This is a genomic window from Nostoc sp., from assembly GCF_041747015.1.
GTDB lineage: Bacteria > Cyanobacteriota > Cyanobacteriia > Cyanobacteriales > Nostocaceae > Nostoc.
The window spans coordinates 1-13,774 of record NZ_JBGTFY010000148.1; the positions used below are offsets into that span (position 1 = coordinate 1).

The 13,774-nt window shown below is 41.5% G+C and carries 14 protein-coding genes; 8 read left to right on the plus strand and 6 right to left on the minus strand.

Annotated elements, in window-relative coordinates; genetic code table 11:
• Positions 1 to 100 precede the first annotated feature (100 nt).
• Together ACEW80_RS11675 and ACEW80_RS11680 are read right to left on the minus strand one after the other, a co-directional pair.
• Positions 101 to 853, minus strand: a complete 753-nt coding sequence (locus ACEW80_RS11675) for a hypothetical protein (RefSeq protein ID WP_373526733.1) — start codon at positions 851 to 853, stop codon at positions 101 to 103.
• A gap of 162 nt (positions 854 to 1,015) precedes the next feature.
• Positions 1,016 to 1,594: a Uma2 family endonuclease gene (locus ACEW80_RS11680; RefSeq protein ID WP_373526734.1), complete on the minus strand. Its 579-nt coding sequence runs from the start codon at positions 1,592 to 1,594 to the stop codon at positions 1,016 to 1,018.
• A 176-nt stretch (positions 1,595 to 1,770) separates the two neighbouring features.
• Between ACEW80_RS11680 and ACEW80_RS11685 the strand changes: the two genes are divergently transcribed.
• From ACEW80_RS11685 to ACEW80_RS11700, 4 genes are all read left to right on the plus strand, one after another.
• On the plus strand, positions 1,771 to 1,911 hold the full coding sequence (locus tag ACEW80_RS11685; RefSeq protein ID WP_373526735.1) for a CU044_2847 family protein: 141 nt from the start codon (positions 1,771 to 1,773) through the stop codon (positions 1,909 to 1,911).
• 43 nt (positions 1,912 to 1,954) lie between these two features.
• A complete protein-coding gene (locus ACEW80_RS11690) occupies positions 1,955 to 2,665 on the plus strand; it encodes a TIGR04283 family arsenosugar biosynthesis glycosyltransferase (RefSeq protein ID WP_373526736.1) in 711 nt (236 codons plus the stop codon).
• A gap of 275 nt (positions 2,666 to 2,940) precedes the next feature.
• A complete protein-coding gene (locus tag ACEW80_RS11695) occupies positions 2,941 to 3,366 on the plus strand; it encodes a hypothetical protein (protein ID WP_373526737.1) in 426 nt (141 codons plus the stop codon).
• Positions 3,367 to 3,450: 84 nt separating this feature from the next.
• Positions 3,451 to 5,559 (plus strand): DHH family phosphoesterase, encoded by a 2,109-nt coding sequence (locus ACEW80_RS11700; protein ID WP_373526738.1) that lies wholly within the window; start codon positions 3,451 to 3,453, stop codon positions 5,557 to 5,559.
• Between the two features lie 49 nt (positions 5,560 to 5,608).
• On the opposite strand, the gene psb30 is transcribed toward ACEW80_RS11700, so the two are convergent.
• Positions 5,609 to 5,743, minus strand: coding sequence for a photosystem II reaction center protein Ycf12/Psb30 (gene psb30 / locus ACEW80_RS11705; RefSeq protein WP_373526739.1), 135 nt, complete (start codon positions 5,741 to 5,743; stop codon positions 5,609 to 5,611).
• 211 nt (positions 5,744 to 5,954) lie between these two features.
• Between psb30 and ACEW80_RS11710 the strand changes: the two genes are divergently transcribed.
• The 3 genes from ACEW80_RS11710 to ACEW80_RS11720 all read left to right on the plus strand — a co-directional run bounded on the left by ACEW80_RS11710 (position 5,955) and on the right by ACEW80_RS11720 (position 7,166).
• Positions 5,955 to 6,305 carry a YkgJ family cysteine cluster protein gene (locus ACEW80_RS11710; protein WP_373526740.1) on the plus strand — a complete coding sequence of 117 codons (351 nt, stop codon included), beginning with the start codon at positions 5,955 to 5,957 and terminating at the stop codon, positions 6,303 to 6,305.
• Positions 6,306 to 6,404: 99 nt separating this feature from the next.
• Positions 6,405 to 6,836 (plus strand): TMEM165/GDT1 family protein, encoded by a 432-nt coding sequence (locus ACEW80_RS11715; RefSeq protein WP_373526741.1) that lies wholly within the window; start codon positions 6,405 to 6,407, stop codon positions 6,834 to 6,836.
• Positions 6,837 to 6,863: 27 nt separating this feature from the next.
• The gene (locus ACEW80_RS11720; protein ID WP_373526742.1) at positions 6,864 to 7,166 is read left to right on the plus strand and encodes a TMEM165/GDT1 family protein; all 303 of its coding nucleotides are present in this window, start codon (positions 6,864 to 6,866) and stop codon (positions 7,164 to 7,166) included.
• A 198-nt stretch (positions 7,167 to 7,364) separates the two neighbouring features.
• On the opposite strand, the gene ACEW80_RS11725 is transcribed toward ACEW80_RS11720, so the two are convergent.
• On the minus strand, positions 7,365 to 8,291 hold the full coding sequence (locus ACEW80_RS11725; RefSeq protein WP_373526743.1) for a cobalamin-binding protein: 927 nt from the start codon (positions 8,289 to 8,291) through the stop codon (positions 7,365 to 7,367).
• A 481-nt stretch (positions 8,292 to 8,772) separates the two neighbouring features.
• Here ACEW80_RS11725 and ACEW80_RS11730 point away from each other — a divergent pair, with 481 nt between their 5' ends.
• Complete coding sequence (locus tag ACEW80_RS11730; protein ID WP_373526744.1) at positions 8,773 to 10,533, plus strand: PAS domain S-box protein; 1,761 nt, start codon at positions 8,773 to 8,775, stop codon at positions 10,531 to 10,533.
• Positions 10,534 to 10,589: 56 nt separating this feature from the next.
• Here the strand turns inward: ACEW80_RS11730 and ACEW80_RS11735 are convergent, their stop codons facing one another.
• Together ACEW80_RS11735 and pruA are read right to left on the minus strand one after the other, a co-directional pair.
• Positions 10,590 to 11,033, minus strand: a complete 444-nt coding sequence (locus ACEW80_RS11735) for a GNAT family N-acetyltransferase (protein WP_373526745.1) — start codon at positions 11,031 to 11,033, stop codon at positions 10,590 to 10,592.
• Between the two features lie 62 nt (positions 11,034 to 11,095).
• The coding region (pruA, locus tag ACEW80_RS11740) for an L-glutamate gamma-semialdehyde dehydrogenase (RefSeq protein WP_373526746.1) at positions 11,096 to 13,774 on the minus strand (2,679 nt) is incomplete at its 5' end.

Here is a 13,774-nt window from a genome sequence, read left to right on the forward strand (position 1 = left end):
ATATTACTGAGGTCTTATCTGCCTTATCAGGTTATTTACTTGTACCCCACATGGATCAGCTTCTGGGTTTAATTGCTGCAACTACTTCACACATTGGATTTTACGGGATTTGAGTAACCTTGTACCCCTGTGAACGTTTACAGCCTTTATTAACTTTCCTTAGTCCATTTAAAGTTAGCCCTATGCTTGCTGAAATTAACAATGCACTGATGGTTGAAGATTCGGGAATTGGGGTAACGTTGACTTTTAAGGCAAAAGTATCAATGCCATTACCCAAAGCTCCTAAATCACCACTTGTGAGTCCTATGTCAAATTGTCCAGCGAGATTAGTTGGCGTACTACCATCATTTAGTTGGGGCAGATAACTCGTTTGAAAAACTAAATTGCCGTCATCAAACCAGCTTCCCTGCGCTGAGTTATAAGTAACAGGAGTGAGGAAATTTATTCCATCATTGATAGCAGAGAAAAAGTTACCAAGATCGAGTCTCCATTCATTGACAGCTTGATATCTTATCGCAACTCCAGGAGGAATAAATCCAGAATTAGATCCTGTAGTCAGCAAAAAATCTAAGTCATAGCTATTTGAGCCGACTTGCTGAACATTGGTAGTTAACGTTAGGTTGGAAAAAAAAGAATAATTAGAATTAAGGGAAGTGCCTGCTTGCCCAAATATCAAGTTTGAAACTTCGTGACTAGCTACCGCATCGGTCGGTGAGGTAATGACAAAAGCTGCGTCAAACTGATCTTCTAAAACTAGGTCTTGCGTCTGCGCTTTAGCCATTTGGTTAGTCAGAAGAGTCATGCTAAAGGAGAAAAAGGCAACAGCCAAAGTTAGACGATTAAAGATAGGCATAGAACTTTTTATGAGTAATTAAAATTGATTGAGGAAAATTCAAAATTATTTGCTGAAAGTAGCTTACTTGGTTAATATTAAGAAAAAGTTTTATACTGGTTAAAGTTTAGTATTTATTTGTTTAATAAACAAATAACAGTACTCCGAATTTATAGTGAATATTTATCTCCAGATTATTTGCAAGTTTAAAATAAACCCTAGTAAGATATCCTCTCCTAATAGTTCTTGTGGGGATTCTAATATTTCTATTGCTTTACCAAGACGATAGATTTCTACTTGCCGCATTTTGGGATTAATTAACCAACCTAATTTGACTCCGTTATTGATATATTCCTGCATCTTCTCTTGCGTTTCTCTCAAAGTATCGCTTGGTGACATTAACTCTAAAATAAAATCTGGTGCGATCGCTGGAAACTTTTCTTTTTGTTCAGGTGTGAGTGCATCCCATCGCTCTTGTCTAATCCAAGCGACATCGGGAGAACGGTTTGCACCATTGGGAAGTTTAAAGCAGGTGGAAGAATCAAAGCCAACTCCTAACTGAGTCTGGCGATTCCAAAACACAAAATCTGCTGAAATTTCTGAGTTGCGATTTCCAGTTTCTCCGCCTGTAAGTGGCACGATTAGAAGTTCTCCGGCTGCATTGCGTTCAAATTTGACTTCAGGATTTTCCCGACACAACTGATAAAATTGGTTGTCGGTGAGTTGGATTATGGAGTTTAAGTTAATAGCGATCGCTGTCATAGTAATTATATTGAGATAGTAATTTCTGCCGTGTTGTACTTGTATAATCTTTCTTAAACAAAAAAGATTGAGTTATGGTTCAAGCTACAGAACATATAGCACTCCTAAATCATTCGTAGTTATATTAACCGTAACCGAATTCCAGATGAGCTAATTGACCCGTTCCTTCAATACCTATGAGCATCAATGCTTTTAAGAAAATACCGGGTGGTAATATTGATAAAGTCACTCTTGAATTTGGGATTAAAGTTGGCGGTGAAGCAGGTATATCTTACGTAACTAAAGACACGGCTGAGAGCAATCTTAAGGTAAGGTAGAGTGGTCATTTTCTAACCAACTGGAAAAGAAAACTCAGTAATCATGAGTCAGAATATTGGCGCTGCTAAAATTTCGATTATTATTCCGACTCTCAACGAAGTAGGAAATATCAAAGAAGCGATTGCAATTACCCAACCCAGTACAAATGTCGAAGTAATTGTCGTAGATGGTGGTTCCCAAGATGACACTGTAGCAATAGCTCAGTCTTTAGGTGTAAAAGTTATCTCATCTTGTCCAGGTCGTGCTGCTCAAATGAACGCGGGTGCTGTAGCTGTTAGCGGTAATATTCTGCTGTTTCTTCATGCAGATACCCGTTTACCGATTGGGTTTGATGATCTGATTCGCACAGCACTACAACAATCTGGGACTGTCGCTGGTGCATTTCGGTTGCGGATTGATGCATCACTTTTAAGTTTACGATGGATAGAGTGGGGAGTAAATGTGCGATCGCATTTTTGGCAAATGCCCTATGGCGACCAAGCATTTTTTTTAACAAGGGAAGTATTTCAACAAATTGGCGGCTTTCCCGAATTGCCGATCATGGAAGACTTTGAACTCATGCGTCGTTTAAAACGCATCGGACGCATTGTAATTATCCCTACACCAGTTATCACTTCAGCCCGTAGATGGTTGCAAAAGGGAGTGTTCAAAACTACCATACTTAATCAAATAGTAATTATTGCTTATTTACTCGGTGTTTCACCTGAGCGAATTCATGGCTGGTATCAACGAGAAAAATTTAAGCGTTGGTAGTACCCAAGATGTAATCAGGACTTACGCAAAAATTGCTAAAAAGCTAAATTTATCGAACCGCCAAGACGCCATCGCGCAGCGTCTCGTTAGAGAAGAGCGCCGAGAATTTGTAGAGTGTGCGTAAGTCCTATAATCCTCAAATCAAAGAAGTTGAAAATTATATCAGTGGACGTTTCGGATAAAAACACATCTCAGTTCTAATTCAAGAAAATATGCTGAGGCTTGATAGTACTAAATTGAAGTAATATTTCAGTTTAGTACTTATACTGTGTATTATGTTTAAGTCTCTACCATTTGCTTTAGTTGCAGCTACCATTCTAGTTGGATCAATCAATAATCCCAGTGCTACCTTAGCTGGAACTTGTGCTTCTAAGTGTGGTTCTCGCCCAATTCAGTTTACACCTGGGCAACACATTAACGTTGAAATCGTAAATAGCACACCCAACCTGATCAAAATTCAAAAACCCTCCGGGACTGATACAATATCTTTGAATCCAGGGCAGAAATTAAATCTAGAACAAATAGAGGGTACAGAGCCAAATACATCTCTGATATTTTGGAACGAAACTGGTTTGTCACTACAAGCAATTGTCTCTAAACCCAACTTTGGCACATTGCGCCTTGAACTCCGTCCGACTTTGCGTTCCCCTGGCGATCGCTCGTTGTATATTATGGATGATGGTAGAATCAATGTGTTTTAACAGATAGCAAATAGTGTTATTAGTTATGAGTTAAGAAACAACTTTAAATTCAATATTCATAACTAAAAACTTCTAACTCCTACTGTGCTAGATCGACCTTTAACTGAACCCTCAAAACAATCCAGACGCTTACCTAATCAACGCTGGCAAATTTATCCACAAAAACCAGAATTAGCTCAAAAGCTGGCGGTTGAGACAGATACATCACCCATCATCAGCCAGCTGTTGATTAATCGGGGTATGGAAACACTAGAACAGGCACAAGCATTTTTAAATCCAGAGTCTTTAGTTTTGCCTTCACCGCTAGAAGAATTCCCAGATTTGGCGATTAGTTTGGAATTGTTGCAAAATGCGATCGCTTCTCAAACTAAAATTGCTATTTGTGGTGATTACGATGCTGATGGGATGACCAGCACTGCTCTACTTTTACGTAGTCTCCGCACTTTAGGAGCACAAGTAGATTATGCTATTCCTAGTCGGATGCACGAAGGCTACGGTATTAATAAACGCATAGTTGAAGAATTTCACAGTGAAGGTGTAGGATTAATTCTGACTGTAGATAATGGCATCTCTGCGTTTGAACCAGTGGCTAGAGCTAGAGAGCTTGGTCTTGCAGTTATTATCACCGATCACCACGACATCCCCCAAAAATTACCCCCAGCTAACGCTATCCTCAACCCCAAACTAATAGCTGAATCCTCACCTTATCGGGGTGTTGCTGGTGTTGGTGTTGCCTACATTTTGGCAGTGTCTCTAGCACAACAGCTAGGAGAAACGAAGGGCTTAATCCAGCCGATGCTAGCACTATTTACACTGGGAACGATCGCAGATTTAGCTCCCTTGACTGGGGTGAATCGCCGCTGGGTAAAACGTGGTTTACAGCATTTACCCAAATCTAACTTGGCTGGGGTGAAAGCGTTGATTCAAGTAGGTGGCGTGCAGGCGAGGGGAGATGAGAGAGCAGGGGGAGCAGGGGAGGAAATTCCCAATCCAAAATCCAAAATTCAAAATCCAAAATCGCTCAAGCCTGAAGATATTGGGTTCCGCCTGGGGCCACGAATTAATGCTATTGGTCGGCTTGGTAATCCTCAAACTGTCATTGAACTGCTGACTACAGATGATCTGGGGATAGCGCTGGAACTGGCAATGCTGTGCGAACAAACAAATACCAGTCGCCAACTAATGTGTGAGCAAATTGAACAAGAAGCGATCGCTTATGTAGAAACAGAATTTGTTGCGTCTCTCCAGCAAGACCGTGTATTAGTTGTTGTTCAACCCAATTGGCATCACGGCGTTATTGGCATTGTCGCCTCCCGCTTGGTAGAACGCTACGGTGTTCCCGTGTTCATCGGTACTTATGAGGATGAGCAACATATACGCGGTTCAGCACGAGGAATTCCAGAGTTTAATGTGTTTGAAGCTTTGGAATATTGTCACGATTTACTAGGCAAATTTGGCGGACACAAAGCAGCCGGGGGATTCTCTTTCCCAGCAGAGAATTTACAGGTGTTGCGATCGCATTTAATTGAGTTTGCTAACCAGTGTCTTGAACCTGAGCATCTCAAGCCTCTGCTCAAAATAGATGCCGAAGTCAACCTCAGTCAAATTAATCAGCAGCTTTACCAACAGCTTAATGCTCTGCACCCCTGCGGTATGGACAACCCCGATCCAATTTTTTGGACACCTAATGTCCAGGTGGTTGAGCAAAAAATTGTCGGCAAGGGTCACATCAAACTGACAATTGCCCAAACTGTCGATCATCAGCAGTATAAAATCAAAGCGATCGCCTGGCGTTGGGGCGACTATTTCCACCTACCATTGCGAGTGGATATTGCTTACAAACTGCGAGAAAATTACTTTAACGGTAACACCACTATCGAGCTAGAGTTAATCGGTGTCAGACTACCAATTCAGCTTCAACAATTTTTTGCTTCCCCACGTATCCCGTCGAGCACCACTTTTGAGTACAACCAACGACATTATACTTGTGGTTTTTATAAAAACGGTATTGGAGCAGAATTAAGAATTAAAAATCCTGAAGGCAAGGTCTTAGCCATGCAGCCAGGACAGATAATTGGTTTGCTAGGCACCAATCGTCAAAACGCCAAAGAAGTTGATATTTTTCAACCACAGTATGACAGCATTATTCAAGCTGCTCTTCAGGCGTTATCAGTATTGAATGCTGAGTTATGAGTTAGGAGTTTTAAATTCCAAAATTTTCTTTACTCAGCACTCAGTACTCTTATAAATTACCGTTACGAAATGCCAGCACAAAGATTACCAATGGCCCAGAAATTACGATTAGCGCTATAGACAGCAATTGGAAAATAACTTCCCAATTGATACTAGTGAAGGTGTTAAACAAAGAGTCAAACATTTTTTCTTTTCTCCTCCCAATTGGTTTAAAAAATTCAATAACTTAATTACAAAACCCGAAATTGATCATATCTGGCTATGGCCTATTAGATTTAATTTACTTAACAAAATTATAAGAAAAGACATAAAAACGTAAAATTAGAAGGATTGGGCATTAGGATGGGGCTATTGCATTATATTATTCCCCCCTGCTCCCCACTCTCTTATCCAAAATGGCAACTTGGCAATGTGTAAAGCAATGTGGAGCCTGCTGTAATCTTAATCCAGCAGAGCGTCCAGATTTGGATGAGTATCTCTCTCCACCCGAACTAGAGCTTTACCTCAGCATGGTAGGCGAAGGCGGATGGTGCATTAATTTCGACCATACAACGCGAGAATGTCGCATCTACCAAAATCGTCCTCGCTTCTGCCGCGTGGAATCAGAAGTGTTTCAAGATATGTATGAGATTGAACCCGAAGAAGTCAACGATTTTGCCATTGACTGCTGTCGCCAGCAAATAGAAGGAGTATATGGCGATCGCAGTTTGGAAATACTACGCTTCAATAAAACTGTTGGGTTTTGACATTCCCACCGCTTATTTTTGTCTGTAGGGTTGCAATTTATTAACAATCTGAGAATATGATAGAAATATGAAAACAACTTAGCAACAAAACTACTGCTTGTGAAACTCGACTCTGCTCCTTTGGACATTTCTGGCATATTTCAGGCTGAGATTGAGCCAGAACTCAAAGACAGTACTGATTTTAACTTAACTCCTGCGATCGCGCTGCCAGTTCAGTCTGTAGTTGCAGATAGTCCTCAAAAGCAGCAATCAGCGTTAGGTGTTTTTGGCACAACTTTTGTAACCATTTTTCTAGCAGAAATTGGAGATAAGACTCAGCTTTCCACTCTGTTAATGAGTGCAGAATCTCATTCGCCGTGGATTGTATTTGTAGGTTCTGCGGCGGCGTTGATCACCACCAGCTTGTTAGGTGTGCTTTTAGGTAGTTGGATAGCCAGCCGACTCAGCGCGAAAACTGTAGAAAAATCAGCAGGTGTGATGTTGTTGTTGATTTCTCTAATGTTGTTTTGGGATATATTTACTAGTCATTAAAAAAACTCCCTACTCCCCCTTAATTATATGGATTGGCATCTTTTAGGACTAAGCTTTATTACAGTTTTTTTATCAGAATTGGGTGACAAAAGTCAGTTAGCGGCGATCGCACTTTCAGGGCGTTGTAATTCTGGGCGTGCTGTCTTTTTTGGTGCAGCAGGCGCACTGCTGTTGACAAGCCTTTTGGGAGCATTAGCAGGGGGTGCAGTAGCAGAATTACTACCTACACGGATATTAAAAGCGATCGCTGCTGTAGGATTTGCCATCCTCGCTGCACGCCTGCTGTTATTTAACAATCAACCATCAGCAGATTCTAAACAAACACCATGAAGAGTGCTGAGTGCTGAGTGCTGAGTGCTGAGTTAAAAGACCACCTATGCGTCTCGTAGAGAAGTGTGGGGCGGTGCTAAGACCCAAGTCCATCAATCATTACTGAGTGATTTTTAATTTATTCAGCACGGGCTAAACGCCCAGCTACCGCTAACAGCACTCAGGATTGAGTATGTAAATGTCTTTAATTTTAAATTGTTACAAAGGTTCCCAACAGGTTCCTTTGTAGCCGTATTGAAAAATTTCTGGATGTAAAATTTCTGCCAAAATTTCTAAAGAATCTACCAGTCGTGGACCTGGGCGATTAAAGTAAGAATTGCCATCAGTAATGTAGACCCTGCCAGCTTGGGTAGCGTGCAGTTTTTCCCATCCTGGAAGTTGAGTTAACAAATTGGCTTCTTGACGAGTGCGATTTAAATCAAAGCCGCAAGGCATAAAAACAACTACATCTGGATTAGTAGTTAATAATGTTTCCCACGGTAAGATAGGAGAAGGCTGACCTGTAGCGCAAAAGAGGGACTGTCCTCCTGCTAAGTTAACTAATTCAGGAATCCAATTTGCAGCGATCATCAAAGGATCAGTCCATTCGATACAGGCGACAGTAGGCAGTTCGTGTAAAGAAAGTCCTTGGATTCTTTGCTGGCAAATTTTGACGCGAGCCTCTAAGTTTTCTAAGATTTTTACCGAGTCTACGTCAAAAGTGTTGCCGACTCGCTCAATATCAGCCCATACATCTTTGAGAATATTGGGTTGTAAAGAAATAATCTGGGGTTTGCTGTGGACAAGTGTGGCAACTGCCTTTTCAACTTCATCTAAGCTGACAGCACAAACATCGCACTGGTCTTGAGTGAGAATGTGGGTAGGCTGCAATTGCTCTAAAACATCTGTTTTGATTTGATAAATACTGAGAGCAGATTGCAATAACTTATTCACCTCATCGTTTATTTCGCTGCTGGAGGCATTGGAATTTAAGCGCGCTTGGGTACAAATGGGACGATTTTGAATTTCTGGAGGGTAGTCACATTCATGCGATCGCCCCACAATAGCATCAACTAACCCTAATACCGCTAAAATCTCGGTTCCACTGGGAATTAAAGAAACAATTCTCACACTACTATCCGTCATCGTTCTACCTCCACAACAGCTGCCATTACCTTAGACTTTGACAAAATTTAAGTCTTTAGACATCTTTCTCTAGGAGAATCAAGGAGTGTTTTGGTAGTCAGCACTAAGCAATAAATCAACTTAAGACATACGCAAAAAGATTTTTGTTAGCGAGTCTTTGACCGTTGGAGTGCCACACCAAATTTTAAGACTTCCCAATTCAAAATAATATACTACACTACTTCAAAGTATAATTACTTGATATTGGCACTATTTTAAATTAAATGTTAATTATCCCGTGGCAAAAATTACTGGCATGAAGTAGCAGAAGTCATTAGCCGAGTCTAGTCGGAAACTCCTTATCTAAAATTATAAGATTTGATGAGAAAAATTATACTTTCCGGTTAGGAAAAACCTGATGAAGTAATTGTAGTTATACCAAGACAGTTCTAATTTTTACGTAGAACTATAAAGCAAAATTATTTCTTCTTGAGGGAAACCAATGCAGGTGCTATCGGCTATAGATATTACAGAACACAACCAGTCTCAAAAGGCTTTACAAATCAAAGAAAATAGTCGGCGAAAACAAAGCCAGACGCTGGTACAACTGGCAAGAAGCAGCACATTTCGACAAAGTAATCTCAATGTGGCGTTAAGGAAAATCACAGAAACTGCTGCTCGGACGCTCTTAGTGGAGCGAGTTGGGGTGTGGCTATATAATGAAGAACGTTCAAAAATTGAATGCGTCGATTTATATAATGCAAGCACCAAGGAGCATACCTTTGGTAACTTGCTTTTAAAAACAAATTATCCGGCTTATTTCCAGGCATTAGAAAAAGAAGGCAGCATTGCCGTAGATGATGCCCAAAACGATGCAAGAACCCAAGAATTATCGGAATCTTATCTTTCAGTTTTGGGCATCACATCCCTGCTGGATGCACCGATTTGGCTAGAGGGTTGTTTGGCAGGCGTAGTGTGTCACGAACACATAGGCGAAGTTCGCCAATGGACTTTGGAAGAAGAAAATTTTGCTGGTTCGATTGCAGATTTCGTGACGCTAGCTATAGAAGCGAGCCAGCGAAACGTCGTACAAGAAGCACTGCAACAGAGTGAAGCGCAATTTCGGGCGATTTTTGAGTGTTCCTCTATCGGCATTGCACTTATAGATATGAAAGCACAGATAGTCGATACTAATTTGGCATTATGCGAGATTTTTGGATACAGCCAAGAAGAGCTATACGGCAAGCGCTTTACAGATTATATTTCCATACAAAGGGGGGATTTAAAACTTTACAAACAACTGATATCAGGAATTTGCACAGATTCAAGGAGAACTTCGAGGAACGGTTTCCAACCCTTTGAGCATCAAGAGCAGCTTGTCGAAAGACATCGCATTGAGATAGAAAGACGCTGTTTACATCAAGATGGTAGCTTAGTTTGGACTCAAATATCTGTTTCTCTAATACCAGGCAGCAATGGTGAACCTGAGTTTTTTCTAGCGATGATTGAAGACATTACTGAACGCAAGCAAACAGAGTTGAAACTGCGTGCCTCTCAAGAAGCAGCAGAAACTGCCAGTCGAGCAAAAACTGAATTTCTAGCAACCATGAGCCACGAACTACGGACGCCTCTCAATACGATTATGGGCTTATCGCAATTGCTGCAAGAAGAAATAGTTGGCGCTCTCAATGAAAAGCAGAATGAATATATGAGTTGTGTATATAGTAGTAGTGAGCAACTACTGCTATTGATTAACGATATCCTTGACTTATCTAAGGTAGAAGCAGGCAAAGAGGAATTATTACTGTCATCTGTGCCAGTGTTAGATTTATGTAATTATGTCATATCGACAGTGCGCGATCGCGCGATCAACAAGGGATTACAACTCACACATAAAATTGACCTAAAACTAGATATTTGCATTGCTGATGAGCGGCGCATTAAGCAAATGCTGCTTAACTTGCTCACCAATGCGATTAAATTCACCCCTGCCGGTCAGGTATCGCTGGTAGTGAAAAAAGTACCACAAGGGATAAACTTTACAGTTTTAGATACTGGAATTGGTATAGACTCAAATCAGTTTAAACTTTTATTTGAACCGTTTAAACAGCTTGACAGTCAGTTAAATCGGCAGTACGAAGGCACTGGTTTGGGTTTAGCTTTGACACGCAAATTAGCGCGTTTGCACGGTGGAGATGTTACTGTGAAATCGACTTTGGGAGAAGGTAGTCAATTCACTCTATTTATACCAAATCTAGGCTAGCAATTTTTCAGATGAACGAAACACCAATTTATACCGAAGCGATCGCACTTATATTTTTAGACTAAGTGTAAAGTTTTTCTCATGATCACATGAGGAATACCAGCTTCTTCAAATATTTGTCCTTCTTCTACAAAGTCCAATTTTTGATACAAAATTTTTATATACTCTTGGGCGTGAATCACAACTTCTGGAATATTTTTATTAGTTATAATCTGTAGTGCATTTTCCATGATTTTCTTACCAATACCCTGCCCTCTAGCTGTAGACAAAACAGCAAGTCTTTCTATTTTGGCAGTTTTATGATCTAAATATCTAATTCTGGTAGTACCCACAGCTTTCTCATCTAAATAAGCAATCAAATGATCAGAGATTTCATCTTTGCCATCAAATTCTAAAGCGGGATCTACCCCTTGTTCTTGCTGAAAAACTGATTGTCTAATTGCTGCGATCGCTGGAAATTCTTTAGATAAATCAGCAATTTTTATGACTAAATTACTCATCAAACTATCTCTGTGGTTAGTATATCAACAAAGGTGGGGAAAAACCCACCTTTTTCTATAGTTTAATCAGCACCTTCAATTGGTGCAAAACCTTGACGCTGAATATTTTCTGTGACTGCGCGTGGTTCCAAAAATTGCAGTAGATAATCAGGGCCACCTGCTTTAGAACCTACTCCAGAAAGCTTGAATCCACCAAAGGGTTGCCGTCCCACGATCGCTCCTGTAATATTACGGTTGATGTACAAATTCCCAACTTCAAATTCTGTCTGCGCCTGCTGAATGTGCGAAGGTGTTCTAGAATAAAGTCCACCAGTTAAGGCGTAGTTTGTCCCGTTGGCGACTGCTAAGGCTTCCTGAAAATCTTTCACCCGAATTACCGCCAGCACAGGGCCAAAAATTTCTTGTTGGGAAATTACCGCATTTGGCGATACTTCACTAAAGATCACAGGTCCGATAAAGTATCCTTGTTCGGGTGCTGGTAACTCCAACGCTACTTGTGCTTCTGCCTTACCCTTCTCAATATACTCGCGGATGCGATCGCGGGCATTAGCATCAATTACCGGCCCAACTTGCGTACTCGGTAACTCTGCTTCCCCAATGTTCAAGGATCTTGTCGCTTCTACCAACCGTTGCACAAAGGCATCATAAATCGGTTGCAGCACAATCACCCTGGAAGCGGCAGAACATTTTTGCCCACTGTAACCAAATGCCGACTGCACTACCCCCACAACAGCTTGGTCTAAATCAGCACTTTCATCGACAATAATCGCATTCTTGCCGCCCATTTCCGCAATTACCCGTTTCATGTGCTTTTGTCCAGGTTTCAACATTGCCGCTTCTGCGTAAATTCTACAACCAACTTCCTGGGAACCTGTAAAAGCGATTACATGAGTATCTGGATGATTTACCAAATAAGCGCCAACTTCCGAACCCTTACCGGGTACGTATTGAAATACACCTTTCGGTATACCAGCCTCGATCAAGATTTCCGTGAGTTTCGCCGTAATTACAGAAGATGTTTCAGCGGGTTTGAGGAGAGTACAATTGCCTGAAACCAAAGCTGCGACAGTCATTCCACAAGCGATCGCCAGCGGAAAATTCCAAGGAGAAATCACCACAGCAATACCCCGTGGCTGGTAGATATAACGATTAGTTTCCCCAGGAATGTCGTAATTAACACCTTTATCTAACCGTTCCATCTCATCAGCGTAATAGCGACAAAAATCTATCGCCTCAGAAACCTCTCCATCAGCTTCCTTAACAGGTTTCCCAACTTCCAAAACCATCCAAGCTGAAAGTTCGGCGCGGCGTTCCTCCATCAAATCACCCGCTTTCCGCAAAATATCAGCGCGTTCTTTAGCTGGTGTCTTCTTCCACCCAGGAAACGCCGCCTTAGCCGCTTGCATCGCCTGTTGAGCCTGTTCAACGCTAATCAATCCAACCTTACCAACTACCTCACTAAAATTAGAAGGATTCAAAGAATCAACAAATTCCTGAGTATTAACATACTCCCCATTAATCAGCGGCAAATAAGTTCTACCCAACTCTCGACGAACACTTTGGAAAGCTTGAGCAGATTTTCTTGTCATCTCCTCCACCGCATAATTCGTATCCGCCGCCCCAACAAAACTACCTTCTTCCTCTCTGCGCCTCTGCGCGGCAGTCGCTACAACGGGGGGAACCCCCGCAACGCGCTGCCTTGCCTCTGCGTGAGAAAAATCCCCAACAGGCGCCGCCAACAATTCCTCAACCGGCCTATTTTCCAAATTTTGCCGTAAAAAAGAACTATTAGCCGTATTTTCCAACAACCGCCGAATCAAATAAGCCATCCCCGGCAATAATTCACCATAAGGACAGTAAACCCTCACCCGATAACCCCTATCAACCAACGCCTTCGCCACCTTATCCCCCATCCCATAAAGGACTTGCAATTCAAACCGACGACGAGGTACATTTAAACTTTCAGCGATCGCAATGGCCCGAGAATGCGATCGCACATTATGGCTACCAATGGCAGAATAGACATATTGATGATTTTCTAGCAACAACTGAGTAATCGTTTCAAAGTTAGCATCACTTGCCGCTTTCTCGTTGTAAACTGGCTGTGGCCAATGCTTCTGCGCTGCTTTGATAGTTTCCTGATCCCAATATGCGCCTTTCACCAAGCGGATTGTCAGGGGATAACCACGCTGTTTCAACCAAGAAATTATCTCTTTAGTATCTTGCTCACTATCACGCAGATATGCCTGAACTGTCATCCCAACATCTGTGCGTTGCCGAAACTCTTCTTCCAGTAACAGTTTTTTCAGGATGCTAAGAGTTATGTTCTTGTAGGCATACTGTTCCATATCAAAATGCACAGATGCGCCTAACTCTTGAGCACGACGTAACAGAATCCGAATGCGATCGCTAACTCGCTCCTCACTACCTTTAGCATCTAATGGGTCAAATTGGGAATAAAACGCCGTTAACTTCACAGAAACCTGAACTTTTGGGATTATTTCGCCATCAGCCTCATCAATAGCCGGGATAGCTGACCAATTCTTCGACGCTTCCACCAATTGTTGCATTAATTCTAGATAGCGTTCTAGATAAGACTGCGCTTCGGCTTCGGTAATCACCGCCTCACCAAGTAAATCAATGGTGAAAGCCATTTTCTCTTTTCGCAGTCGTTCAACTGTTTTGATGACTTGTTTAATATTTTCCCCAGAAATATATTTATGAGCAAGAGTCTCAACCGC

Bases quoted from the DNA above. Each gene is read 5' to 3' on its own strand.
- ACEW80_RS11680 (WP_373526734.1), bottom strand. From the start codon at position 1,594: ATGACAGCGATCGCTATTAACTTAAACTCCATAATCCAACTCACCGAC.
- ACEW80_RS11690 (WP_373526736.1), top strand. From the start codon at position 1,955: ATGAGTCAGAATATTGGCGCTGCTAAAATTTCGATTATTATTCCGACT.
- ACEW80_RS11735 (WP_373526745.1), bottom strand. From the start codon at position 11,033: ATGAGTAATTTAGTCATAAAAATTGCTGATTTATCTAAAGAATTTCCA.
- ACEW80_RS11675 (WP_373526733.1), bottom strand. From the start codon at position 853: ATGCCTATCTTTAATCGTCTAACTTTGGCTGTTGCCTTTTTCTCCTTT.
- ACEW80_RS11720 (WP_373526742.1), top strand. From the start codon at position 6,864: ATGGATTGGCATCTTTTAGGACTAAGCTTTATTACAGTTTTTTTATCA.
- ACEW80_RS11710 (WP_373526740.1), top strand. From the start codon at position 5,955: ATGGCAACTTGGCAATGTGTAAAGCAATGTGGAGCCTGCTGTAATCTT.
- psb30 (WP_373526739.1), bottom strand. From the start codon at position 5,743: ATGTTTGACTCTTTGTTTAACACCTTCACTAGTATCAATTGGGAAGTT.
- ACEW80_RS11725 (WP_373526743.1), bottom strand. From the start codon at position 8,291: ATGACGGATAGTAGTGTGAGAATTGTTTCTTTAATTCCCAGTGGAACC.
- ACEW80_RS11695 (WP_373526737.1), top strand. From the start codon at position 2,941: ATGTTTAAGTCTCTACCATTTGCTTTAGTTGCAGCTACCATTCTAGTT.
- ACEW80_RS11685 (WP_373526735.1), top strand. From the start codon at position 1,771: ATGAGCATCAATGCTTTTAAGAAAATACCGGGTGGTAATATTGATAAA.
- ACEW80_RS11730 (WP_373526744.1), top strand. From the start codon at position 8,773: ATGCAGGTGCTATCGGCTATAGATATTACAGAACACAACCAGTCTCAA.